The following is a 23,024-nucleotide window of genomic DNA, read 5'->3' as shown; positions in this document are numbered from 1 at the left end:
GCGCTGGCTACGAGTGAGAGGGTCAGCCCAATCTTTCAGTGCTGTCCGTGTTTCCGTCGGTCTTCCAACCCGCCGTTGACGAACTGACGATAGGACACTCACACGGTCAAAACCGCTATCCCTTCCCGTGACTTGGATATCTTGTGCTTGGCTATCCGTGTATGAACCGAACGTTGCGGCAGCGAGATGATCCAGTCCGGTGTAACCGCGATATGCGAAAGGCGACATGGGAATCGAAGGGTCTCGCCTATGCCTCAGAACTCACTCTCCAGAATCTCACTGATCTCCTGACGATTCTCCAGTGGAATCGAGACCACGACATCCAGTTTTATCGATGCACTTCAACACTCGTCCCGTGGAACTCCCAGTTTGAACTGGAGGAACTCCCAGACTATGATGCGATCAAAGCGGTTGCTGAGCAATGCGGGGATCTCATTGCGGACGCTGGAATGCGACTGACCTTCCACCCGGATTACTGGTGTAAACTTGCAAGCGAGTCTGAGGAAACCGTCGAGCGGTCGCTCACAGCGATTGAGTATCACGCAGACTGGCTTGACTTACTCGGCGTTGATCGCTCACCGTACTTCGGTATCAATGTCCATATTGGTGCCACGTACGGTAATAAAGCGGCGACGGCTGATCGATTTTGCGAGGCCGTGAAGTCCCTCTCAGAGGGCGCACGGGCGCGGCTCACCGTCGAAAACGATGACAAACCCGGGCTGTGGAGTGTGAGTGAACTTGCAGACATGGTACGTGTTGATGTCCCTGTTGTCTTCGATTATCATCACCACAGCTTCACTGATCGCGGGCTGAGTTACAGAGAGGGCTTCGATGTCGCCGCAGATACTTGGGACGGTGTGCGCCCTGCGGTTCACTACTCGGAACCACACTCGCTTCATGATGGTACCGCACGCCCTCAAGAGCATGCTGAATACGTTGCTGATCTTCCTCAGTGGCTGCACCAACAGGCTGATGTGATGATTGAAGCCGATGGCAAAGAGCGTGCACTCCTCCAATTTAGATCGGACTCACAACGCTCATCTTAGCGCAGCGAGTATGAGGATACAACTGGATTACAAGACCATGACCACCGACGATGATTCGACGGCGGACACAACGCGACGTGTTCGAACGGTTCCCCGGGATGTTGATCCGGAAAAGTTCCCACAGGCGTTGGCGGCACGGATTGGCGACCGTGAGCTCTGGATTGCCAACGGTGGTGCTATCGAATCGAATCATCTCTCAGCGATGGATCTCGATCCCGAGTACGTCGTGAGCGTCAACAAAAACGAAACGTGGGCGACGACCGATCATCATCCGCTGAAAGACGGGTACGTCAACGACCAAGCGGAGTTTTCAGCTGCTGTGGAGACAACACGCGAACACATCCGAGCTGACGGAACGGTCATCGTGAACTGTGCGGCTGGCATCTCTCGGAGTTCGACCGTGATTGCCACTGCTCTTGCCGCCGAAGAGGATCGTTCGTTTGCGGCCGCCGTCGACGAGATCAACGAAACCCGGCCGCGAGCACGCCCCCATCCGAAACTCAAACTCAACGCCTACGCATATCTTGTTAACATCGAGAACCGCACCGAAGCACGCCGACAGTTGCGGAGCCTCGCTGACAGCACGCCGCTCAGAACGCAGGACGGCGATATTATCGAGGAGTTGCTCTCGACAGAATCGACGTGAGCTCCGTATGCTGTGGGGTGTTCTTCAGGTGTCGGTTGAATGGGTGGGTACTGGCGTCGTCCTGTTCAAGTAAATCCCAGTACGTATCGGCTATCTGTGGTTCTACAGCACCCGGATCAATTGGATGAGTCGGTGGGCTCGTCGAGTGCTTGGCGAAACGCTGTGAGGATCAACTCAGCACACTGCAGCCGAGAGGGTGTCAACTCCATTCCAACACGCTCCTCGATATATTCCGCATCCCACTCTGTGATCTCTGATACGGAGGCACCGATCATCTTCGTAGATAGCAACGAGGCAGCGGCCTGTGATAGGGTGCATCCGTCACCGGTGAAACGAACGGTCTCAACGGTGGATTCGTCGTCGCTAAGGGTTGCCTGAATTCTGACCCGGTCTCCTTCAGGGTGAGTTGGGCCGACACACTGTGGGTTCGTCATCTCCGCCTCAATATCGGGTTCCGGCAACTTGCCGTAATTCCGTGGGTTTCGGGAGTGATCCCCGAGCAACTCCTGGACGAACTTCTTGTCCATGCTGCGTCTCAGTGCTCACAGAAAGAAAAATGACTGGTGGGCTCCGACATACCTTTGATTGAAGTTGTCACAGTAGACTGCCTGGGCGGAAGCTGTTCCGGCTCAATTTCTCACGGTAGACGGTATTTGAGCAACACTCACACCCAAACGATGTTCGAGTTGTGTTGGGTGAGATATTCCGGATCGATACTCTCCTCGCCTAATTGCATTTGCTCACCAGCCTGCTCAATGATCGTTTGCTGGAGCAGCTGGCTGTCAGTCTCAAATTCCGGGTTGACACGGAGACGATACTCCTCATCGAGTGTGAAGAGGTTGCGGTCGAAGGCAGCGTGGTGGGTTTTGCTCAGTGGCAATACGTTCGCCATGTCCGCTCGGTGTTCGGGGTAGTCGCTCCATGACAAGACGTGGGCGACATCAAGCAATCCGGGATGATCAACTCCCGAGATCGGGCACTCGTGATCATGCCGTGTGAGAACGGTAGCACGAAACTCCAGATCAACAACCCGGGCCTGAGTCGTTGTCTCATAGGTACCACCTTGATAGTCAGCTTCTGGGTCAGGATCGTACGTTCCTGCCCACTGTTCGACGGCGTCGGCGACGAATTGTCGTCCCTCACCGGTGAGAGTATATTGGTCGCCGGTTTGTTCGATGAGGCTCATGCTTCGGAGCCAGTTCACCCGCTGTTTTGCCATATCGGTCTGCTCTGGGCTCCAGTCCAGCTCAGGATGGGTATTGAGTTGTTGGGTGCTGATCTTGGCGAGTGTCATCGGGGCTGCGGAGAGCGCATACAGTAAGCTTCGAAGGCCGACATTCCGGTCGCACATGATCCGTAGGAGAGTCGCGGTGTCTTGGTCATTGAGGTACTCTTCGCCGAGAGTATCGAGCTGCCAGTTTTCATCGGGTTTGTGAAGAAAGCCAACGTTTTCGAGGTATCTCACACGCCGCATAATCGACTCACGGCTGGAGACGTTCTGGAATGTGCCACGATGCCAGCCCACGAGTTCCTCGGTGGTTGGCTGATGGTTATCGACGACGGCTAAGATGGCGTTTAGGGTTTCAACGTACTGGGAACCGCCACCAAACATTGGCACGATGCTACGCAGGCGATCTGGAGGCATGCTTTCGCAATGAGTCACTGTGGTGATGATTCTTTCTGTGAAGTATCGCTTCTAAATTCGCTGAAGTACCAACAAACACTGATCCATTAATGGTATATTTACAACAGGTAAAAGCATCCACCGAACGCTTAACTCATGTCGGAATAGCTACTAACTGAAATGGAACACGTCTGGATAAGCTCAGGAAGCACGACCATCGAAGCGATGGTCAATCCGATTGCTGCCGCCTGTGTCGGCGATGGCATCACCGAACCGTATGTTCCAGATACCGTCTATTTCCTTGATAACCCTGGACTTGATGATGCGATTGACACGGCAAGCGAGTTGACTCAGACGATTCTCCGACAGCACGGGGTTGATGAACCTACCATCGAAGTGGCCACTGTTGAGCACGAAACGGAATTCGACGCTATCGTCGGGCATTATCAAACTGCAATCGAAGCTGCCCAAGAGGACGGTGCAGACGTCGCTGTCGATGTAACCCCGGGCAGAAAATTCATGTCGGTTATCGCGTTCAACGCAGGTACGACATTTGATGTCGATCACATCTTCTATTTCTATCTGAAATCCAGTGAATACTACAGTCGTATTTATCCGAATATCCCAAAGCCAGCGGCTGAACTCTACGATTTCACTGAGGTGCTGGCATGATACTCAATAAGAACGCATTGACGCTGCTGTTGAACGCATACTATGAGCTTGATGAACGGACGCTTCCAATCAGACATCCAGCCGATGAGATTGGCGAATTGCTGACCGTAGAGCCGGTGAGCCCGAAGCTGCTCGATATCTGTCTCCACGGGGGCACTGTCGTACGATGAGGCCTTGGAGGTAATCGAACGGGAGTACGGCTCAAGGGTTCGGAAAGAACTCCCAGATCCGCCAGCGTACCTGAAGACGTTTGTAGCTAGCAAACTGGTCGATATCAGAAACCGAGATGAGGTCGATAAATTCCTCAACCGCTATGGGTATCAAGATCTCCAGGCTGGGCATCCACCGCGGTATGCGGGGATCGATACCAATCTGCTCCCGTGGCGGATGCACGATGTTCTTGAGATCGATCCAGCCCTCTACGGTGATTCAGAGGGCCGCAACCCAGTCAACGGATACACACTTCCTGAGGGTGTCGACGAGGAACTTAGCATCAGTCATCGATACGGTGGCGATGCGATGGATGCTGACCAGTTGGCTACGTCCTTCGGGGATGAGTGTACAGCGTTCGCTGGCCAACCAAATGAGTCCAACCGGGAAACCCGACTCGGACTACGGGAGTATCGTCGCCTCCGGGAGACCCGTCCACACGATATTGTAGCGAGTGATCGCGGCGACGATGCGATCATCGAAGGGTGCGTAGAGTATTACGAGGCTGAACCGACGGGTGTGATCCTGTTCTCGAATGATTTCGGGTTCGTCGATGCCGCTCGTGAACAGAAAATCCCAGCTGTCCACGTCGATTTCGATATTGACGTGCCACAGCACCTCACTGGATCGTGGGATCAGATTGCGACCTTGGTGTATATGCTCGCCGTGATTTTCGGCGTTGTGATACTCCCCAAGGCGACGATTTACGGCGTCTGGGAATCGAAACAACCGCGGCACTGGCAACAGGAAGCACTCAAAATTGAGCCCCGCAGCGATAAGCTACACACAATATTGGTACGTGACAAGCCGATTGTTGATGCCCACAACTGACAGAACTTGTGATAAACGTGACTGCCTGTATTACTATCTCACCTACCCCTCAGTGCCTCCTTACCCTTGATTTCCCGCTCCGACGAGCATCGGGATAAGCGGCTTGTGTATCATCTGGCTTTTGTCCTCTTGTTCGCTAAGTAATGCTGCACGATACATTTCGTTCCTTATGGTTGCCTTGTGGAGTTCTGTACTGGTGGCGACAGCGGCACCTGATTCAAACGCATCGTCAGAAGCCGGAATAGGCACAAGATAATCATACTCAACAAATCCTGAATCGAGATGACCGAAAACGATCTCTTGTCCCTCCTGCGTGTACACTGCGGCCAACATAACATCCTCAACCCACTCGGTTGTCGGCGACCCTTCTGGATTTATCGTAAACGCAAACACGAGCGTCGCGTCACTCTGATTCGAAAGTCGAGCCACAGCTTGTTCGGGCTGTTCGCAGTGGCTTCTCTACAATAGTATTCCACGTGGGTGAATCAAATTCTGTTAGTGCTTTGCTAATTCCCTGTGTCAGTGCGGGATTATTGTCTATGAGATGAGTAGTGGCTGCAGGGATGGTAAACTCGCCAGCTAGTTTATCGACTGGAAATGATTCTCCTTCGCCTTTCAGAGAGTCAGGATGAGCGAGAATCATTCGCTCACGGCGGTCTGCTAAATCGACATCCTCTGCCAATGGATAGTTTGCGGCACTCAAATCAGGGTCAACAGCGAATCGGGTGTTCTCAAATGTCGGATCAACCAAGAACTCGGCATCATCAAATGTAACCTTGCCAGTAAACCGAGTATCACTGAAATCTGGATGGCCAGCAAAACTGACGCCATCGAACCAGACACGATCTTCGAATGTGCTAGACTGGAAGATCCCCTTTTCGACGAACTCAGCGTTACTGAAATCGGCTTTCCCTCTGACAGTTGCTGAAAACTGAAAATGCTCAAATGAAGCGTTCGTACAATCATATTCGCCTTCGACCGTTGATCCGTGGAGGAAAAATTGGCCAGTGGCCTTGACAGACCGGAGTTTCAGGTTATCTTCAAATGCGGCGTCGCGGAGATGCGACATGCCATGGAAGGTTGCCTGACTGAAGTCACTCATTGCATTGATCCTCGAATGGGTGAACCACACCTCGGTCTCAAACGTGGCTTCAGTGTATGAGATACTCCCTCTGGGAACTCTCAGCGTGCCGAAATCTGCTTTACCCTCAAAGTGTGATCCATCAAACCGAAGACTATCACCGCCAACAGAGACGTCCTTGAAATTCAGTTCATCACCAAACGACGCATCAGTAGCTGTTAGGTCGCCAGAGATCGCTGCGTGGCTCCAATCGGTATCCTCACCAACAGTGAGATTACGCAGTTCAACATCACCCTCGATATCTGCGGCAATACAATCAAATCCAGCATCAATACTCACATCTGTTGCATCAAAATCGCCGCCCACAGAGACATTTGTGGCGTCAATGTTCCAATCAAATGTTGCCTCAGTGAGTAGCAAGTCATCTCCAACCGTTGCTCGCGCCATGAGCAGGTTGGATGCAAACGACGCACCGTTGAAATAGAGGTTGTCCTCAACAGTGAGATCTCGGCCATCAACGTATCCTGCATTCATCTCTATTCCGACGAGTGATTCTTTAATCGTCGTGCCGTGACACGAGATCCGGCCGTTGATATCGGCACCAGCTACACTGACTACTGACTGAAAGGTAGCATTGTCTGCTTGTAGTGATCCAGAGACTGCAGCTCGGTCAAGCAGCAGTGGTACCTCAATGGTTGCGTCGGTCAGTATCAGATCACCGTCAATATGCACGCCTCGCAGATCAATCGGTGCACCGCTGGCTGTGCTAACAGTTTCACCAGCAAGATCAATCGTTTCTAAACTACCACCGGCAAATGTCGGGGCTACGGTTTCGTCACTGAGCGTCTCTCGGAAGCGGTCTGTGAGCCGATCACTAGGATATTCTGTCTCCGGGTGGTGGAACAAGCACCGACTCTCGTCTACATCAACTGCTTCGTGCGGACACCCATTGTACTCAATCTCCGGTAGATCAATTTTATCATCAATTAGCAGATCGTTAGGTGGTTCGTATGCGTATTTACATTGGGCTGGTGACGTATCCGTCATACAATGACATTCGTTTGAGATGTAATATAAGTAGTGCAGCAGACGGCCAAAGATGGGTGAGTGGCAGGGTTCGTTGCATATCCAGCGGATACGGAGTGGTTCCAACTGGCCGGAAGTTATCTGTGTTTTCCAGAGTAATAGGGTTCTATGAATGACTTAGAGCGAGCTATTTCCGTGGCACTGGATGCACACGAAGGTGATACAGACAAAGCAGGCACGACCTACATTCGCCATCCGCTACGTCTGATGGAAGAGATGGACACAGAGAACGAACGAATCGCAGCTGTGCTTCATGATGTCGTGGAAGACGGTGAGTATACGCTGGAAGATATTGAGACAAAGTTTGGAGAGAATATCCGCGATGCCGTCGATGCGCTTACCAAACGTGGTGACGAATCGTACATGGAGTTTGTTGAGCGATCAGCGGCCCATCCGATCGCACGGAAGGTGAAACTCGCTGATATTGAGGATAATATGGACTTAACGCGATTACACAGCGTTGAGCAGTCAGTCCTGAAAAGCAGGAGATATACCACGAAGCGTGGCTCAAACTGCAGAACAGTGAGGCGAACGAACAACCGATGCGGTAGCAAGTCTGCCGTTGTTCGTGAGTCAGTTGTCGACCGTGCTGAGACTGTCCAGCCGGTTGATTAGTTCGGATCTTGTCGCATTTCCCGCTCTGATCGCATCGTCTGGCGTGCGATGCCGATCAGAAACGGTTTGTAATGCCTGCTTGGGCGTATAATCATGAGCATACACCAGCCACCCTGCGAGGGCTTGCCCGGTGCGGCCAATCCCAGCCTTGCAGTGGACGACAACTGATTCATCAACCGCCACGGAGTCCTCAATAAACGGAAGAAGATCATCAGTGAACGTAGCCTCTGGAATGAGTGTATGGTCTTTAACGGGCGCGTGTAGAACCTGATCAGTCCCGAACGCCTCACGGTATCGTTCAATAAGGTTGTCGTGGTCTGCAACCTGTCCGTCCGATAATAGACAACACACCCGTTCGATATCTCTCTCTTGCATGAAACTGATCCATGCGTCGATCGTTGATGCCCCAAAATCCCATTCAGGCTCACAGGCACCGTAGACGTACTCTTCATCGGGCGCTGCGGTCTCGAATCGACATGTTGGCATGCTCATTGGTATATCTTCGAGTGTATTAGTGATGATTCTCTAACCAGCGATTCCAGGTTGCTCGATCACGCATCGAATGCTGGTGGCCTCAACGATAAGCCACGGCTCTCGTGTCGCTACGAACTCTCATCCTGTCGGCGGCGATCTTCGTCTGTATACCCGTCTGTCTCACCAGTCTGGCGGTACTCTCTGACTCGATCAGATGTGGATTCGTACGCTGCTTTGGTTCCTTCACCGGAGTGAGCCATATTGAGGGAATTCTGCTTGTCGATGCCGACCCCTTCGGCGGTAAGTGCGGCATCCTGATTGGCCCCGATGAACAGGAACTCCCAATCGTGTTCGTCCTGCTTGGTTTCGATGTGCTTCCGCACAGTCTCCTGTGGGGTCTCCGAGGCGTTTTCTTTACCGTCAGTCAACACGACGACGATGACGTTGTCAGGCCGGTCGTCTGCGTCGATACTGCTGAGGAAGGCCGTCGTATCGTCGATGGCTGTGACGATGGCGTCAAAGAGTGCTGTCTTGCCACCGGGCGTGTACGTCTCTGCGGTCAGTTTCTCTGCACCTTCGATCGCCATGCCTCGGTAGCTGATCTCAACTGTGGTGTTGAAGTCGATCAGTGAGACCGTTGCCGACCCGTCTTCTTCTTGCTGTTCTTCGAGAAAGGTGTTGAACCCGCCGATGGTATCCTCTCGGATAGCAGACATTGACCCCGAGGAATCGAGAACAAACGTGATGTGTGTGTTCATGATTTTCTCCTCACTAACCAATAGTTGATTCACACTCAAAAATATTTGGCCTATGATTATAACACAAATTATGTATCCCACTCAAAGACGCTATGCGATATGAATCAATCAAAAAATGGATTACAGTGGTATCCTAAGGGCGGGATATGGACGATCCTCGAATGGAGCTTCCACCGCCGGAAGAACTCGGTGAGTGGCTCCGTGCGACGCGTTCTAAACATGGCGTCACCCAGACGGAACTCGCAGACCGATTGGACGTAAGCCCAAGCCAGATCAGTAGGATCGAGAGTCGGCAAGGCGGCGCAAGATATGAAACGCTCTACCGGGTTCAACAGGAATTACTGACGCTAATTGATTCTGAGTCAACCACCTATGTCAGGGATGTCTTAGCACAAAAACACGATTTCCGTCCTCCAGCCTACGAATTAGTCTCTGTTGCCCCGAATGACAGCGTAGAGAAAGCCATTGAGCAGATGGAAGATTTAAATATTTCACAACTTCCGGTGATCGATCAGAGTGGCCAATCCGTGGGTAGATTAACTGAACGCTACCTGCTTGAGGTGACTGACCTGACTACTGATGTACGACAACATATGCGGACGCCATTCCCTGAAATTCCGGCTGATGCGCCAGCCACTCTGGCCTGTGACCTGTTAGATACAAATGAAGCGGTGTTAATTACCCCAGGCCAGACCAATCTCTCTAAAACAGAAGAGAATCCCTACGTAGGTATTCTAACACCAGCAGATTTCGCCCGAATTGAGCAGCTCTGAGCTATCCACACGCAAAAATAAAAGATACTTGATCAATAAATCCATAGTATGGGATTGGGGCATGTGATAAAAAAATTAGAAGTTGGCCAGGAGATAACAGTTTCAACCGAAGAAGCAGAATATCACGGTACAGTAGACAATCACGGATATGATGAGCGAAAAGAAGACCCAGTAGATCCGTGGTATGACCCGGGAGGAGCCTCTGCACGTGTAAATCTCGATCAGGATACCGTTGAAAGGTTGAATCTGGATACAACGACTCTGAAAGTGACTTGCGGTCAATTTGAAGACTTCCCTAAATGGAAGACTCCTGTCGCTACGCTGTATCAAGACGGCAAGAAGAAAGACGAAATAGGCGAGGTAACGGATATTCAGGTGGTTGAAAATTGAAGGATTAGAAGATAATTCGTTCAAAACAGAGTCGAATTGATCTTATCTTTCCTCAGAATTACATTTTATTTATCATTCCAAAATTCATCGTCATCAATACGATTGCATAACTTCTCAATCCATTGATTGATATCGTCCACATCCTCACGTCCATCAGTCTTGAACCCGGCGTGGGCATACTGATTGCGAGCTTTTCTGATTTGATCCCATAGAGCCTGAACAGCATCCACATCATGGGTGAATTGCTCGTGCTTGTCTCCCGGGCTGGTGCGATCCGGGCTCTGTTGTCGTGTTCAAGCCAATCCTCGGTTAGTCCGGCATCGTACAAAAACCGATTTATCATGAGTTCACGTGCGCATTCAATCGCTATCCAGTAGCGGTCATTATCCACATAGTACTGCACTATATGTGCCTGCCGACGCAGTTCCTTCTCGTCCAATGTCAATTCAGATTTATCACTAACGTCTTGGTCGTATCAAACCCATTGAGCAACCGTTCCAAGGAGTTCAGAACCATCCCTTCTGGCCCAACAAATGCCTCCTCATCGAGTCCAGAAATTGATTCAAGTGTCACGTTGGCTTTCAAACCCGCTTCCAGAGGAAACCCAGCATCGATAGCTTGTTGAGCGGCCCCAAATTGGCCCACTGCCTTTGAAAAATTTTGACCCTCTGGATGCGATTCATTATCTGTCCAAATCTCCTCTTTCCGTTCTTCAAGTAATACCCGAATCCCTCGATAAGTCCCATTTTGATCTGCCATCTCAAATGCATCGTACCACTCTATCATCGTTCGCAGATATGTCATATCAATAACCGGCGATGATTCATGATCACTACTGCCCGCAAAGCGACTGTAATAGATTTTTTTCAATGCCGCATTTTCGTAGAGCGAGGTTAGTTGCATCACCGATAACAAGAACACTATCGGGATTGATCGAAATGAATGAGAGATATCTAAGATGATTGAATCTTCACGAAAACGGCTGCTTCGCGTCGTATCCACAATTCTCTGGAGAATTTTATTTACGTCTTCTTGCTCTTCGATCAAGCCTATATCAATGAGTTCGAAATCAACGCCTGCTGCGGAGAAAGCCTCGCTTAGCCGATGATCATTTTTTTCACCAGCCTCGGGTGTCCTGAAGATGAGTGCTTGCCCTATATCGCATAGTTTGGTTAACGCAGTAGGTGAGACATCGGCCTTGGCCTTCTCTCCATCCAACTCATAGACGACTTCGTCGTAATTGGAGGTGCCAATGCTTCCGATAAGCAGGTCACCGGGGTTGCCCATAGAGATTATATTAGCAGCAGTATCATAATTATAACCTTTCCTCAACCGGTGTGGGGTTAGGTGAGGTGAGCTTTACTTTCACCTCGGTAGGCTCACCATTATCAGTCTCCCACCTGTTGGTGCACCCACAATTCATGACTCGTGTCCTCCACGTTAGCGATACACACCTCGGGAATCGCCAATACGGCGATGATACCCGTCGTGAAGATTTCGCTGACGCTTTTGACGCAGCAATCGACCTCGCCATTGATGAACAGGTAGACGCCGTTATCCACACTGGCGATTTATTTGATGACCCACAACCAGGCGTCCCAGATGTGAACCGCTGTCTCGATACGCTAGCGAAATTGAATGACGCTGGAATCCCTTTCTACGGGATCGTCGGTAATCATGAACGGAAATTAGACGAGCAGTGGCTCGATCTCATCAACCGCTTCGATCTTGTTCATCATCTCGATGAAACATCTGTCCTCGTAAACGACGATGTCGCCCTCTATGGCATCGACGCCATCCGGGCCCCGTCCTGGAAGAGCTACGAGTTCGAATTGAGTGAACCTCCAACTTCAGCCGACGTGACTATCGTCTGCATGCACCATCTCTTCGAAGAACTCGTCCCCCCACAGCAGGCAAACTACGGCTCCAGGAGGTAATCGACCGGCTGAATATCACCCCAACGGCAATCGCACTCGGGGACTATCACGGCTACACAGAGGAGACAGTAGACGGCGTTCAGGCGTTCTATCCTGGTTCGACAGAGCGCTGTTCCACAAGAGAATCAGCACCGAGAGGCGTGCTGATGCTTGAGGTTGAATCTGGCAACCTCACGATCCGTCGGCACACACTTGATACACCAGCGGGCGAAGCACCACGTGAGTTCCTCCAAGTTCCAGTGCAGTTCGGCGAACAAGATGGTCTCGAATTAGTTGACCAACGTCTGGATGAAGCACTCGGTGCCGACAAGGATCTTGACGAGCAACTCGTCGTCGTCCAACTACATGGAAACAATACGACGGTTTCCCAACGGGATGTCTATGAACTGGTTGACTCCCGGGGTGCAGGCGTCGTCCACGTCCAAGACAAACGCCGCGCAAGCATCGATCATGAATTCGAAGGTGGGGAGACGGATGTTGCAGAGATTCAATCACTCATTGACGAGACAATCAGTGAGTTAGACATCGAACCAACGAGTTCACGAATTGAAGAAGTTATACGGGCGACAGACGCAACCAAGGATTCCCATGTCCGGAACGATGTCGGCGCAATTCTTGAGGAAGAGCGCGACGAACAGTTCGACAGCATCGAAGATGAGCAGCAAACGACGGGTGATGCATAATGCTTCTGCGAGAACTCACCATCGAGAACATCCAGAGCTACACGTACGAGACAATTGACTTCGACGACGGCGAGACACTCATCTACGGAAAGAACGGGGCCGGTAAATCAACGATTTTCCGGAGCGTATTCGGCGCGCTCTTCCCTCAAGGCGGAAAATACGAAATTGGATCGGATTTCAATCTCGCTGACTTTGTCCGTCACGACGAAGATCAAGGTCGTATCGAACTCACGTTCGAGGCCGGTGGACAGGATTACACCATCGAATGGGTCATTAATGCTGATGGTAGCACGGAGTCCTGTGAGCTCCAATCTGAAGCACTCACTGAACCAGTGTCAGGTGTTCGGAACGTAGAGAACACAGTTAGTCGAGATCTCCTTGGGATGAATGCGTCGTCGTTCGTCAGCAGTGTCTACGTCCAGCAAGGAAACATCGCTCGCCTCGTTCACGCTGATGAAGATACCCGGAAAGAGATTCTTGATGGGCTCCTCGGTCTGAGTCGCGTCGATGATTTGATCGACCGCGCAGTCAAGGCGCGCAGAGAAGCAAAGAGCAAACGCAACGAAGCAGAGAACCGCCTATCAGAGGCGCGTGACCGACTCGATTCTTTCTCAAGTAAAGACACGCTTGAATCAGAAATTGCTGATCTGGACGAAGAAATTGACCAGATTGAAGCCGATATCGAGGAGTACGAAGACGACATTGATGATATTGATGAGCAATTAGATGGTTGGCGCGAGCAACTGAAGCAGTTGACGACCTGAAGGAGGAGCGCGAGGAAATAACAGATGAATTAGAAGCAAAACGAGATGAATACGAGTCCCATGGAGAGGAGTTGGAGGAAGCGAAAGAAAACAAAGAGACAGCTGAAGCCAAACAGACGGAAGCGCGTGACCGAATAGCAGAACTCAACGACAGCGTTGCTGCGTACGACGTGTCTTCGATTGAGGACGCTGAGGCGGCACTCGAAGAAATCGAATCCGAGTTGAGCGATGAGCAGGAGAAAAAAGCGGGGATTGATGCTGACCTCCGAAACGCGAAGAAAGAAGTTGACCGACTAGAAGAGGAGAAGAACGATCACAAAACAGACTTAGACGACGCTGAGGACAAATACGAGCAACTCGAAACAAACCTGGAAGAAGAGCGCATAGAGAAGGAACGACTGGAGTCGGAGATTACAGAAGCCGAATCCGAGGCTGAAACCGTAATCGAAGAGGTTCGAGAGCAAGCTGGTGACCTCCCTGTCTCAGAGGATACCACGTTGGAAACGCTCCGTGACGACGAAATCCCGGACGCACGTGACGAGTTGGCAGATAAGCGCGAAAAGCTCGGTAATCAGATTGGACGCCTCCAAACGAAAGAAGAACAGCTGAGTGATCTTGGCGATGAAGGGGTCTGCCCCGTTTGTGGCACGGAACATGAGGGGGACACACATCCGACGGACGGAGCGTTGATCAGGCACTCTCTGATACGGAAACTGATATCGAAAACTTACACGAAAAGCGAGATCAGCTGAGTGAGCAGCGAGATACCCTCTCGGATCTCCGCGAGGAGGTCACCAATGCACTGGCCAAGCAGGACACCGTTGACGAGTTGGAAGATGAGCTAGGAGATGTAGAAGCAGAAATCGAGCGGTTAGAAAGCGAACTTGAGGATCAGGAAACAGCAGTTGAGGAGGCCAAAGAAGAACTCGAATCAACTCAAGAAGAACTAACAGACGCTCAGAACCACGTCTCGATACTTGAGGATGAATTGGAGGACGTAGAGAGTAAAATCGACGAATTAGGGGAAGTCAAAGACGCTGTTGAGGAGGCCTGCAAAAAACACGAGAAAATCGATGATCTGGAAGGAGATATAGAACAGTATGATCAGCGTATCGATCACACACGGGATATGCGCCGTACGCTTCTCGATGATCTTGATGATCTTGAGGAGAAACTCGACGAGATAGATGACGAGCTTGCGGACATCGACATTGAGGAGTTGGAGTCGAACATCGACGAGTACGAAGGGTACCGTGAAACTGCTGTCGAAAATAAGGAAGCCGCTGAGGAAGAACTCGAAAATATCGTGCAGGAACGTGCAGACAAGAAGGCAGCACTCAATGCAGTTGAACAACAGCAGGAGCGCGTCGATACGCTCACTGATCAAAAAGAGTGGGGCGAAACCGTCGTTGAGGATATCAACGACATCATTGCTGGCTATGAGGATGTCAAAGCTCAGCTACGCGAAGAAAACGTCGAACTGCTAAACGCCTACACGAACGAGGTCTTCAACGACCTATACCAGAACCAGAGTTACACTGGCGTTCATATCGAACAAGATTACACGATCAATCTCGTGACAAGTGATGAAGCCTATATAAAGCCCGAAGTCACGAGCGGGGGTGAGAGCACGATTGTCAACCTCGCGTTACGCGCTGGCGTCTATCGTCTCGTTGCCAAGCGCGACAGCTCCGGCGGTGATCGTCTTCCACCGTTTATTCTCGATGAGCCAACGAGCTTCCTTGATGATAACCACGTAGACGAACTCCACTCCGTAATCCAGGCCATCTCCGAGTGGAACGTGCCTCAGATCCTCGTTGTGAGCCACAATGACCAGCTGATCCAGAACGCTGACGCCGCGCTCCACGTAGAGAAAGATCCTGCTGAAGACGCAAGCATGGTTGCCGCCACACACGATGGGCCCACGGGAGGGATAGCCGACGACGATGACTGATCCAAACACGCTCGGTGCGCTCCGGGATGTGTTCAACACTCTCAATGGCCGCGTTGACGATGCCTCGAATGACGAGGATCAACCGGCTGCAGCTCTCTTCGAGTATCTTGACAAACCCGGCGGAGATATCGATACACTGGAATCGCCGAGTATCAAGCACGAACTCGTAGACGAGATTCAGGACTGGGACGACCCCTGGCCTGTGACATACGGCGTCGATGCGAGTACGACACAACCACTTCAATTCAGCAATGGCCTCCTCCTTGGTGCTGCAAATGCAAAACTGGGAATCAGTGGTCAAACCGATCAAGCCGGGTTGGCGAAAGAGAGCACGCTGACAACCGTCGTCTACTTCGAAAACGAAGACTTCGACATTGAGGATCTCCGCCCCGGATATGATAACGTTGAGTCTCACGTTTTTCGTTTCCCAACGATCACATCACGCCAACGGGATCTCGCCGACTGGGTCACTGGGATTGGACGAACCTACGCCGAAGGCCGCCATGCCCGCCGTTTGCTTGGTGATATTGACGACCACTACTCATTGATGGGCCACTGTACCCGAGTCGTGTCCTGCTCTGGACGATGTTTGCCCAAACAGGGGACTCCCGAGAGACACCGCTTGACTTCTGGCCCGATATGATCGAGAATATCATTACGAATTACGTTCGCGTCGTCGAAGGACAGGATCGGGCTAATCTTCCGGTAGCAGGCGTAGTCAAATCGCCGACAAGCACTCAGGTGGTCTCTGCGATTGAAGCGAAAGCACCCGACGAGGTAGAAACACCGATTCGCTGGGGGAACGATAATCTGTTTTTCAGTGAAGCACTGTACAACCCGGATGATTGGTACGGCGACGACGGTGCCGTTATCAGCTATACGACATGGCTCGTCCAACGACAGATGACGCCTGCAAAAGCTGATTCGGCGTTCGTTCCACTGGAAGGCCTTGACGGCGTGAATTTCCGACGCGGTGACGCAGCCGAGTACCAGACAGCGTTCTTCTATGCTCGTATCCCGCTCCAGAATACTGTCGTCCGCGTCGAAGCTCCGGTAATGACGGTGCGGGATGCCGCGAGTCGAAAACGAATTCAGCGGAAAGTCCTCGGAGAGATCGCCGCGACGCGAAGTATTCCCTTCGCAATCGATGCAGCTGACGAAGCTGCGACGATCAGCCGCGAAAACCGTCAGCGACTCCGTCGAGAACTCCAGCACGCAACATCAGTCCGCACCTATAACGAACTCCGCGGCTACAACGACCTCAACAACCAGGAGTAACTCAACATGAGTGATTCAACAGACGACATCGCAGCAAAGTACGGTGACCAAGACGAGACAGAGGAAGAGCCCAGCGACGAATCAATGGCTGAGCCGGTACTCGGTGATGAGAGTCTCGGCCACGTCGCGCTCAAAGATTCGGAACTGTTCATCGGACGCGGCGATACCCAGATCGTCGCATACATCGACCAGCGTGAACGTGACGGTATTCGAGTCGGTAACTACGTTTGTGTCCCTTACCCTGATGCGACCACCGGAGCAAATGAAGACGAAGTATTGCTCGCCGCAATTGATCGCCTCGAATATCAGCCAATCACGGAAGTCAACGACTGGGTGGATGGAGGCGGCTACAGTGACTTCGGTGAGCAGAATCTCGCATACGTCGCCCATCTCAACCCAATTGCTATCGTCGAACACGATCGTATAGAAGATGCACTGACCAGGCAGACTGTTGATCGACCGCCGAAACCCGGCGAGGACGTTCATCTCATTGAGGGGGAAGAAGTCCTCCGCGTTGGGCTCAATATCCCAAGTGAGGGTATCTACATTGGCGACATGGCCGTCAGTGGTGACCTTATCCCCAACGAGGAAAATCCGCTTACATATCTTCTATCCAATCCGAATGCAACAGACGGCACCGCAGACGAGGGCGAACCCGCAATCTTTCGGCACGTACTTGTCGCAGGCAGCACCGGGAAGGGCAAAACGCATTTCTCGAAAAATATTCTCCGGCAGTGCGCCGTCTCAAAACAATATCCAATCGAAGTCCCACCTGAGGAGCAGGAAGCCTTCGGGATTGACGAAGATATCCGCCAGCGCTATCTGAATCTGTTTGTCATTGACCCCGAGGACGAATACGTTGAAATGCGTGATGACAACCCGAACCTCTCTACAGAAAAGGCCAGAGAGCTCAGAAATAAAGGCGTGGCCGTTGGCGGTTTGGATGACGATCTCCAAGCATTCGCACCAGTGACGGCAAATAGTCAGCCGACACTCAATAACATCCGAACTTTCGGCATCCCGTTCTCTGTCGTCGAAAACCGGCCCCAACTCCTACTTTCGTCACGACCACAAGACCCGACGTTCAATGCGATTCGGAACGTTCTCAATGCGTACTTCAACCAATTTGACGACGATGGTGATGAGGAACCAACGTACAACGACTTCGAGAACTGGCTTGAGCTGAATGGCGACGAGATCGTCGATAATGATAATATCCTGGCTGCAGTCGACCGTCGCGTCACCGGCCCGATCTACGACCGTGTCTTCGACCACGGAACCACCAGCCTCGATGAATACACGAGCGACATGTTCAATCGTGGTCAAGTGACTGTCGTTCCGACTGGCCACCTTCGCGGTGAAACCGAGAAATTGGTTCTCTTAGCATTGATGACACACATCGTTGAGAATAAGATCGACACCGGCGTTCAACATCCACAGATCAAGGGGACGCCACTGCTGCTTTGTGTCGATGAAGCTCACGAATATCTTTCTAGCACGGATCGACCCCGTGAACAATATCTTGTCCAGAACTTCCGCCAAGCGGCGAAGCGTGGACGAAAAGACAAGTTTGGACTCTACATGGTCACGCAAAACCCACAGGACATTGACGACGAAATCCTCAAACAGACAAACACACGTATTTATCTCGGTCTCCAGCCGGAGGTAGTCGATCGTATCCGGATTCCTGCTGACTATGAGGATCAGATTGTGACCTTCGACAAAGGCCAAGCCGTAGTTGATGCCCCAGATGTCCGTCCAGTCGAAGTTCAGGGACTAACTGTCTGCTTGACATACCACTCAAATTGAAACGCGTAACACTCACAATCATTATTTCACACGCCGCATAATCGACTCACGGCTGGGGACGTTCTGGAACGTGCCACGATGCCAGCCCACGAGTTCATCGGTGGTTGGCTGATGGTCATTGACGACAGCTAAGATGGCGTTTAGGGTTTGGACGTACTGGGAACCACCACCGAACATCGGGACGATACTACGCAGGCGATCTGGAGGCATGCTTTCGCAATGAGTCACTGTGGTGATGATTCTTGCCCTAGATATGTTCGATGAATAGAGTCGATAGGTATGGTCTGAACAGCCATTCCCCACTTCCAGCTTCATAATATATGCTCTCCACTGAACCTCCCCTCCTCGGCGACTCAATGTGTTAATCTGGGGGTCTTCTCCTCACCACCCTCCAGCACAATGCTTCAAAGTGGAACCTGCAACATCTACAGATTGACGCAGATATGGCTCAACAACCGGTTGAATCGAACTCTGATTGAGTAGACTCATAGCCACTTGTCATGAAAAAGCGATACCTGTTCCCTGACGACGGGTCGTACTGGTATCGATAGATTTCCCAAATTCGACGGTTTCAGACGTTCGAGTTTGTTTTCGTTAGCGATTTGATACACAAGTCGATTACGCAAACCCCACCCTTTCAGCTATTCTTGATTGATTTCGCCGGTGGCACCAATACATATAGAAATCCGAATCCGCCAGTTTAGTTGGTCGCTGTTTTAGAGATGTTGTAGCCGGTACAAGAACTGCATCATTTTCATTTATAAATCCTGAATCAACCGACAGAATGTGGTTGCGTACCGACCGCTGACACTCATTATCTAAATTACTCAGAGAATTGAAGAAAAAGACTACCAGTTACTCACGTACCGGCCATTCGGACTCGGCTACAAGATCTTCATGTCGAAAAGAGGGTGAGAAGCCGTCACCGGTGTCAACTCGGCGAAGACGGTAGTGATGGCTATCAACATCTCGGCCGTTTAATTCCCCAGGTCATTAGGTTCGTCTCCGATAATTTCGCAGACGAGGCCATGATATTATGCATCCATGTCATCGTCGCTCAAATAAATACGAACCTGTTGCCCGACTTCGTATGGGGTGTCAGGAGGCTGGGGGATATTCTCCATACTGGTGCGACAGGTTTCTAATACAAAAAACCTCTTTCGGTTGCGGTTTCAAGTCAGAAACAAAGTATTGCGTAAGGCTTCAACCGGAGGAGTTAGCAGATATCAAGTATTCGTGATCGTGCTCTTCGAGGATCTCCACATCTATATTTTCCAAGGCCTCAGCATCTTCCATCTTATCTCTCGGAATGTACGTGGTGACGGTATTGTCGCTGACGTGTATATCATCTTGCATCACTCCGCTGATTGCTGCTAACTCCTCGACTATCTCCTCAGTACTGGATGCAGGCGAACTCATTTCTTACCATGGATAGTTTTACAATTGGGAAATGGTTTTTGATGTGTGAGAGCACACTTATTCAGGAAATAAACTCAATCAGCGGGAGAGACGAACAAAACTAATCTATCACAACAGAGGATGAGCCTTAGCGGTGCCAGAATTATTTTTATATTTTACATTTCAACTTCGTAGTCTACCACGAGATCGGGCATTCTGTCTGTACCTCCTTGTGTATCGAAGTGTCCAACTGTTAAATCTGGTAAAACAAACATGCGAATTTGACCGTCACCTCCGATAATTGTTGAATCATCTGTCTCATAGACGCGCACATCGCGCGTGTACGTCTCGCCAGTATATGGATCATAGGTTGTTATTACCAGTCTGCCTCCAGACACATCACTGACTTTCTTTGCAGCATCTAAAATTTCTTCAAATGCGGGACGTTCTTCGGATTTATCCAACTGATCTTTCCAATCTGTCTCATTGTCTCTCGCCCGCTCAAACCAACTCCAAGTCATACGTCCACTATTTGTTCTTGCAATAAATATCTACTACAATTGAAATCACTCCGCAACAGGCACTCCTATAAAATCTGTAGTGGTAAATCACGATTCTCAGATAATAGAAGATATATATCTCAGAAATCCTTCTGCGATGTGTTCTATTTTGTACGGTTCTTCGAACGGTACCCTTATCAACCTGAGCTGACTCAGATTGGAACATCCAAACTACCTCTTAATATGACTCAGGTCTACGACGACTCTAATACATATCTCCTCCAACCAGATCTCCAAGGGGGTACCTGAAGGATCTTGATCGCCTTTGTGACCGGATCTGCAAGGCCCCTAATGACCGAGAAACAGTCATTGAGGCAAAGATTAGTGATATCGAGTCAGATCTTTCATCCGAACCTCCCAAACACGACCAAAGTCTGATGAGTGAATATCAAGAACGGGTCAAATATCTCGCCGTCCTTGAGGCACTCCATGACTTGGTAGAAATCGGGTATCACGTTGAGAAGAACCCAGATAAAATCGAAGGCTTCCCCTCGGTTCGGCTATATCCCCCGGACTCAGAGCGGTATTCTGATGATCCGCAAGCCTACAAAGAACACGAAAGGGATATCCTCCAGAAAGAACGTCGAACCCAGTTTGAGGACGAGTCTGTCCGGAAGTTCATCCGGGAAATGGAGACTCCGGATCGGAAAAACGGAAAGCGTGTTGACATAACTGATCTGATAGCCGACGGGGAAGAGCTATATGAAGATCTACAGCGACTGCAAGATCTCGACCGAGAGAAAATCGTCAACGAACTTGATTCCGAGATTCAACCGTATGTCCAACACGCAGAACGTGGGATCGAAGACAAACATACCGGACTGGATCTACATGATATCTGGCGATATTTCCGCTATACATGGTTGACTCCATATAATCAGGTTCCGGGACGTAACATCAATTTCCTTGTCCGCGACGCGGCTCGAGAACATCATCCAGTCATTGGCATTGCCTCACTGGCGAGTTCGATGATGAATCTCAGGGAACGTGACAAGTTTATCGGATGGCGGATTGATGCTGTTGAAGAAGAACTCGAGCAAAAAAGTCGCACTCTAGAATTCGAGGAACAACTCCCAAAAGAGGAGCGAACGCCCGAAAAAGAAACCCAGACCCGGGAAGTTACCGAAACCCTTGAGACCGAAGAAGAGTGGCAAGAACGGGTTCAGCAGTATTGTTCGATGCTCCGGTCATCTGTCGAGACCGCGATTGACGAGAGCATCGGTCAAGTCAGGTTCGATGATTTCATCGCACGATTTGATGATCTCAAAAAAGAAGATTTTCAGACTGCGAGTGATACTGCGTTTAAGCGGCTGAACCAATTAGAAGGCTTGGGAACGTACGTCTTCAAAAAGAAGCCGCCACTCGTGTCTGAGGTAGACAATCCGGATAACTATGAGAATCTCTTCGATCCCGATGAGTTCGATCTGAAGCCGGAGAATCTGGACGACATCGATATCAACGACACCGATCCAGAATCATTGGACGATTGGGAAAAGAAGAGTGAAACGGCGCTCTTCGTGAAGAAACGAGCCCACACCCTCCAGAAGCTACTTCGAGACCGGGAATACTTCTTGGAGAACGACATTGAGGACGACAAAGAGTTCATCGAAGCAGCAATCGAGTCTAAGAGAGGTAACCGTGCGCTTCGAACAGCACTTAAGGAAACGAAGAAGCGGCGGGTTGGTGCGGGGATGATGAACATCCAGGTCTGCGGGGCGATCCCACCTTACAATCATATCCTTGGTGGAAAGTTAGTCGCGATGACGCTAACCGGCCCTGAGGTGATCAACGAGTATCGAGAGAAGTACGAAGGCTACAAATCGAAAATCGCTAGCGCGATGAGTGGGGAACCCGTGATGAAGAACAACGAGTTAGTGTTCTTGGACACGACGGGGCTGTTCAAAGTGGGTAGCGCCCAATACGACCGCGTTCGGGTGCCGGCATCCAACGGCCAGATCGAGTACAAGGAGATTGGAAAGACAAGTGGATATGGTTCTGTTCAGTTCGGCCCAAAAGCTCGACAGCGACTAGCAGCGGTAACCGAGATGCTCGAGAATCGGCAAGCAGTCAAAGGCCGATTTGGGGAGGGAATTGCTCCAAAGATGCGGAAGATTCGGCGAGGATTAGAGAACCTCAATCTCGACGGGGAACTGTTAAAACACGAATCTCCCCGAGTCATCTACAGCATACCATTGGCCAGCGATTTCAGAGAGTTCCTCTTTGGACTAACAGACGACCCCGATTACCTGTGGGAGTTCGAAGATCCTACAGCTGAACAACAGGAGATATACGATCACTGGAAACACCGGTGGGTGAGTAAGCGGATACAGAAAGAATGGGTACTTGACGACATCCGTGCCTTCGACAAGGATGAGGATCTTCGACTCGGGCACGAAGTGGACTTTCCTAACCACTCCCTCTTTGATTTTTGATTT

At 50.8% G+C, this 23,024-nt stretch carries 27 protein-coding genes; 16 read left to right on the top strand and 11 right to left on the bottom strand.

Annotated elements, in window-relative coordinates; translation table 11 throughout:
- Window positions 1–143 precede the first annotated feature (143 nt).
- Window positions 144–1,046: a UV DNA damage repair endonuclease UvsE gene (gene uvsE / locus ACFQJB_RS13510; RefSeq protein WP_379728217.1), complete on the top strand. Its 903-nt coding sequence runs from the start codon at window positions 144–146 to the stop codon at window positions 1,044–1,046.
- Window positions 1,047–1,083: 37 nt separating this feature from the next.
- Window positions 1,084–1,692, top strand: coding sequence for a protein-tyrosine phosphatase family protein (locus tag ACFQJB_RS13505; RefSeq protein ID WP_379728215.1), 609 nt, complete (start codon window positions 1,084–1,086; stop codon window positions 1,690–1,692).
- Between the two features lie 116 nt (window positions 1,693–1,808).
- Here ACFQJB_RS13505 and ACFQJB_RS13500 read toward each other — a convergent pair whose 3' ends face one another.
- Window positions 1,809–2,219 (bottom strand): iron-sulfur cluster assembly scaffold protein, encoded by a 411-nt coding sequence (locus ACFQJB_RS13500; RefSeq protein WP_379728213.1) that lies wholly within the window; start codon window positions 2,217–2,219, stop codon window positions 1,809–1,811.
- Between the two features lie 137 nt (window positions 2,220–2,356).
- Window positions 2,357–3,337 carry an HNH endonuclease gene (locus ACFQJB_RS13495; RefSeq protein WP_379728211.1) on the bottom strand — a complete coding sequence of 327 codons (981 nt, stop codon included), beginning with the start codon at window positions 3,335–3,337 and terminating at the stop codon, window positions 2,357–2,359.
- 159 nt (window positions 3,338–3,496) lie between these two features.
- Here ACFQJB_RS13495 and ACFQJB_RS13490 point away from each other — a divergent pair, with 159 nt between their 5' ends.
- On the top strand, window positions 3,497–3,988 hold the full coding sequence (locus ACFQJB_RS13490; RefSeq protein ID WP_379728209.1) for a hypothetical protein: 492 nt from the start codon (window positions 3,497–3,499) through the stop codon (window positions 3,986–3,988).
- A gap of 174 nt (window positions 3,989–4,162) precedes the next feature.
- On the top strand, window positions 4,163–5,029 hold the full coding sequence (locus ACFQJB_RS13485; protein ID WP_379728207.1) for a hypothetical protein: 867 nt from the start codon (window positions 4,163–4,165) through the stop codon (window positions 5,027–5,029).
- A gap of 60 nt (window positions 5,030–5,089) precedes the next feature.
- On the opposite strand, the gene ACFQJB_RS13480 is transcribed toward ACFQJB_RS13485, so the two are convergent.
- Together ACFQJB_RS13480 and ACFQJB_RS13475 are read right to left on the bottom strand one after the other, a co-directional pair.
- Window positions 5,090–5,422: a hypothetical protein gene (locus ACFQJB_RS13480; protein WP_379728205.1), complete on the bottom strand. Its 333-nt coding sequence runs from the start codon at window positions 5,420–5,422 to the stop codon at window positions 5,090–5,092.
- A gap of 10 nt (window positions 5,423–5,432) precedes the next feature.
- Entirely contained in the window at window positions 5,433–7,157 is a 1,725-nt protein-coding gene (locus ACFQJB_RS13475; RefSeq protein ID WP_379728203.1) for a pentapeptide repeat-containing protein, read from the bottom strand.
- A gap of 147 nt (window positions 7,158–7,304) precedes the next feature.
- On the opposite strand from ACFQJB_RS13475, the gene ACFQJB_RS13470 reads away from it, so the two are divergent.
- Window positions 7,305–7,811, top strand: a complete 507-nt coding sequence (locus ACFQJB_RS13470; RefSeq protein ID WP_379728201.1) for an HD domain-containing protein — start codon at window positions 7,305–7,307, stop codon at window positions 7,809–7,811.
- Here the strand turns inward: ACFQJB_RS13470 and ACFQJB_RS13465 are convergent.
- Window positions 7,770–8,303, bottom strand: coding sequence for a protein-tyrosine phosphatase family protein (locus ACFQJB_RS13465; protein ID WP_379728199.1), 534 nt, complete (start codon window positions 8,301–8,303; stop codon window positions 7,770–7,772). The genes ACFQJB_RS13470 and ACFQJB_RS13465 overlap by 42 nt on opposite strands.
- Window positions 8,304–8,413: 110 nt before the next feature.
- Window positions 8,414–9,043, bottom strand: coding sequence for a vWA domain-containing protein (locus ACFQJB_RS13460; RefSeq protein WP_379728197.1), 630 nt, complete (start codon window positions 9,041–9,043; stop codon window positions 8,414–8,416).
- A 146-nt stretch (window positions 9,044–9,189) separates the two neighbouring features.
- Here ACFQJB_RS13460 and ACFQJB_RS13455 point away from each other — a divergent pair, with 146 nt between their 5' ends.
- Both ACFQJB_RS13455 and ACFQJB_RS13450 read left to right on the top strand, forming a co-directional pair.
- A complete protein-coding gene (locus ACFQJB_RS13455; protein WP_379728195.1) occupies window positions 9,190–9,816 on the top strand; it encodes a CBS domain-containing protein in 627 nt (208 codons plus the stop codon).
- Between the two features lie 48 nt (window positions 9,817–9,864).
- On the top strand, window positions 9,865–10,206 hold the full coding sequence (locus ACFQJB_RS13450) for a hypothetical protein (RefSeq protein ID WP_379728193.1): 342 nt from the start codon (window positions 9,865–9,867) through the stop codon (window positions 10,204–10,206).
- Between the two features lie 58 nt (window positions 10,207–10,264).
- Here the strand turns inward: ACFQJB_RS13450 and ACFQJB_RS13445 are convergent, their stop codons facing one another.
- The gene (locus tag ACFQJB_RS13445; RefSeq protein WP_379728191.1) at window positions 10,265–10,645 is read right to left on the bottom strand and encodes a hypothetical protein; all 381 of its coding nucleotides are present in this window, start codon (window positions 10,643–10,645) and stop codon (window positions 10,265–10,267) included.
- Window positions 10,646–10,647: 2 nt separating this feature from the next.
- Window positions 10,648–11,493 (bottom strand): TM1812 family CRISPR-associated protein, encoded by an 846-nt coding sequence (locus ACFQJB_RS13440; RefSeq protein WP_379728189.1) that lies wholly within the window; start codon window positions 11,491–11,493, stop codon window positions 10,648–10,650.
- Window positions 11,494–11,627: 134 nt separating this feature from the next.
- On the opposite strand from ACFQJB_RS13440, the gene ACFQJB_RS13435 reads away from it, so the two are divergent.
- From ACFQJB_RS13435 to ACFQJB_RS13400, 8 genes are all read left to right on the top strand, one after another.
- Window positions 11,628–12,143 (top strand): metallophosphoesterase, encoded by a 516-nt coding sequence (locus ACFQJB_RS13435; protein WP_379728187.1) that lies wholly within the window; start codon window positions 11,628–11,630, stop codon window positions 12,141–12,143.
- A gap of 146 nt (window positions 12,144–12,289) precedes the next feature.
- Entirely contained in the window at window positions 12,290–12,826 is a 537-nt protein-coding gene (locus tag ACFQJB_RS13430) for a hypothetical protein (protein ID WP_379728185.1), read from the top strand.
- A complete protein-coding gene (locus ACFQJB_RS13425) occupies window positions 12,826–13,590 on the top strand; it encodes an AAA family ATPase (protein WP_379728183.1) in 765 nt (254 codons plus the stop codon). Before ACFQJB_RS13430 ends, ACFQJB_RS13425 begins: the two co-directional genes overlap by 1 nt.
- Entirely contained in the window at window positions 13,557–14,342 is a 786-nt protein-coding gene (locus tag ACFQJB_RS13420; RefSeq protein ID WP_379728181.1) for a hypothetical protein, read from the top strand. The genes ACFQJB_RS13425 and ACFQJB_RS13420 overlap by 34 nt, the downstream gene beginning before the upstream one ends.
- Window positions 14,343–14,419: 77 nt before the next feature.
- Window positions 14,420–15,544, top strand: coding sequence for a hypothetical protein (locus tag ACFQJB_RS13415; RefSeq protein ID WP_379728179.1), 1,125 nt, complete (start codon window positions 14,420–14,422; stop codon window positions 15,542–15,544).
- Complete coding sequence (locus tag ACFQJB_RS13410; RefSeq protein ID WP_379728177.1) at window positions 15,537–16,187, top strand: hypothetical protein; 651 nt, start codon at window positions 15,537–15,539, stop codon at window positions 16,185–16,187. Before ACFQJB_RS13415 ends, ACFQJB_RS13410 begins: the two co-directional genes overlap by 8 nt.
- Window positions 16,184–16,822, top strand: coding sequence for a DNA double-strand break repair nuclease NurA (locus ACFQJB_RS13405; protein WP_379728175.1), 639 nt, complete (start codon window positions 16,184–16,186; stop codon window positions 16,820–16,822). Before ACFQJB_RS13410 ends, ACFQJB_RS13405 begins: the two co-directional genes overlap by 4 nt.
- Window positions 16,823–16,828: 6 nt before the next feature.
- Entirely contained in the window at window positions 16,829–18,631 is a 1,803-nt protein-coding gene (locus ACFQJB_RS13400; protein WP_379728173.1) for an ATP-binding protein, read from the top strand.
- 21 nt (window positions 18,632–18,652) lie between these two features.
- Here the strand turns inward: ACFQJB_RS13400 and ACFQJB_RS13395 are convergent, their stop codons facing one another.
- The 3 genes from ACFQJB_RS13395 to ACFQJB_RS13385 form a co-directional block, all read right to left on the bottom strand.
- Complete coding sequence (locus tag ACFQJB_RS13395) at window positions 18,653–18,841, bottom strand: hypothetical protein (protein ID WP_379728171.1); 189 nt, start codon at window positions 18,839–18,841, stop codon at window positions 18,653–18,655.
- Window positions 18,842–19,834: 993 nt separating this feature from the next.
- On the bottom strand, window positions 19,835–20,050 hold the full coding sequence (locus tag ACFQJB_RS13390; RefSeq protein ID WP_379728169.1) for a hypothetical protein: 216 nt from the start codon (window positions 20,048–20,050) through the stop codon (window positions 19,835–19,837).
- Between the two features lie 155 nt (window positions 20,051–20,205).
- Entirely contained in the window at window positions 20,206–20,550 is a 345-nt protein-coding gene (locus ACFQJB_RS13385; protein ID WP_379728167.1) for a hypothetical protein, read from the bottom strand.
- A 416-nt stretch (window positions 20,551–20,966) separates the two neighbouring features.
- Here ACFQJB_RS13385 and ACFQJB_RS13380 point away from each other — a divergent pair, with 416 nt between their 5' ends.
- The gene (locus tag ACFQJB_RS13380; RefSeq protein ID WP_379728165.1) at window positions 20,967–23,021 is read left to right on the top strand and encodes a Druantia anti-phage system protein DruA; all 2,055 of its coding nucleotides are present in this window, start codon (window positions 20,967–20,969) and stop codon (window positions 23,019–23,021) included.
- Window positions 23,022–23,024 lie beyond the last annotated feature (3 nt).

Source organism: Halonotius sp. GCM10025705, assembly GCF_042662885.1.
GTDB lineage: Archaea > Halobacteriota > Halobacteria > Halobacteriales > Haloferacaceae > Halonotius > Halonotius aquaticus.
The sequence above is the reverse complement of the archived record's forward strand: the minus strand, read 5'-3'. Positions and strand labels throughout refer to the sequence as shown.

Coding starts and splice junctions, on each gene's coding strand:
- ACFQJB_RS13450 (WP_379728193.1), top strand. CDS start 9,865: ATGGGATTGGGGCATGTGATAAAAAAATTAGAAGTTGGCCAGGAGATA.
- ACFQJB_RS13405 (WP_379728175.1), top strand. CDS start 16,184: ATGATCGAGAATATCATTACGAATTACGTTCGCGTCGTCGAAGGACAG.
- ACFQJB_RS13460 (WP_379728197.1), bottom strand. CDS start 9,043: ATGAACACACACATCACGTTTGTTCTCGATTCCTCGGGGTCAATGTCT.
- ACFQJB_RS13470 (WP_379728201.1), top strand. CDS start 7,305: ATGAATGACTTAGAGCGAGCTATTTCCGTGGCACTGGATGCACACGAA.
- ACFQJB_RS13430 (WP_379728185.1), top strand. CDS start 12,290: ATGCTTGAGGTTGAATCTGGCAACCTCACGATCCGTCGGCACACACTT.
- ACFQJB_RS13400 (WP_379728173.1), top strand. CDS start 16,829: ATGAGTGATTCAACAGACGACATCGCAGCAAAGTACGGTGACCAAGAC.
- ACFQJB_RS13490 (WP_379728209.1), top strand. CDS start 3,497: ATGGAACACGTCTGGATAAGCTCAGGAAGCACGACCATCGAAGCGATG.
- ACFQJB_RS13500 (WP_379728213.1), bottom strand. CDS start 2,219: ATGGACAAGAAGTTCGTCCAGGAGTTGCTCGGGGATCACTCCCGAAAC.
- ACFQJB_RS13465 (WP_379728199.1), bottom strand. CDS start 8,303: ATGAGCATGCCAACATGTCGATTCGAGACCGCAGCGCCCGATGAAGAG.
- ACFQJB_RS13425 (WP_379728183.1), top strand. CDS start 12,826: ATGCTTCTGCGAGAACTCACCATCGAGAACATCCAGAGCTACACGTAC.
- ACFQJB_RS13395 (WP_379728171.1), bottom strand. CDS start 18,841: ATGCCTCCAGATCGCCTGCGTAGTATCGTCCCGATGTTCGGTGGTGGT.
- ACFQJB_RS13455 (WP_379728195.1), top strand. CDS start 9,190: ATGGACGATCCTCGAATGGAGCTTCCACCGCCGGAAGAACTCGGTGAG.
- ACFQJB_RS13380 (WP_379728165.1), top strand. CDS start 20,967: ATGAGTGAATATCAAGAACGGGTCAAATATCTCGCCGTCCTTGAGGCA.
- ACFQJB_RS13435 (WP_379728187.1), top strand. CDS start 11,628: ATGACTCGTGTCCTCCACGTTAGCGATACACACCTCGGGAATCGCCAA.
- ACFQJB_RS13495 (WP_379728211.1), bottom strand. CDS start 3,337: ATGCCTCCAGATCGCCTGCGTAGCATCGTGCCAATGTTTGGTGGCGGT.
- ACFQJB_RS13440 (WP_379728189.1), bottom strand. CDS start 11,493: ATGGGCAACCCCGGTGACCTGCTTATCGGAAGCATTGGCACCTCCAAT.
- ACFQJB_RS13385 (WP_379728167.1), bottom strand. CDS start 20,550: ATGACTTGGAGTTGGTTTGAGCGGGCGAGAGACAATGAGACAGATTGG.
- ACFQJB_RS13475 (WP_379728203.1), bottom strand. CDS start 7,157: ATGACGGATACGTCACCAGCCCAATGTAAATACGCATACGAACCACCT.
- ACFQJB_RS13410 (WP_379728177.1), top strand. CDS start 15,537: ATGACTGATCCAAACACGCTCGGTGCGCTCCGGGATGTGTTCAACACT.
- ACFQJB_RS13390 (WP_379728169.1), bottom strand. CDS start 20,050: ATGAGTTCGCCTGCATCCAGTACTGAGGAGATAGTCGAGGAGTTAGCA.
- ACFQJB_RS13505 (WP_379728215.1), top strand. CDS start 1,084: ATGACCACCGACGATGATTCGACGGCGGACACAACGCGACGTGTTCGA.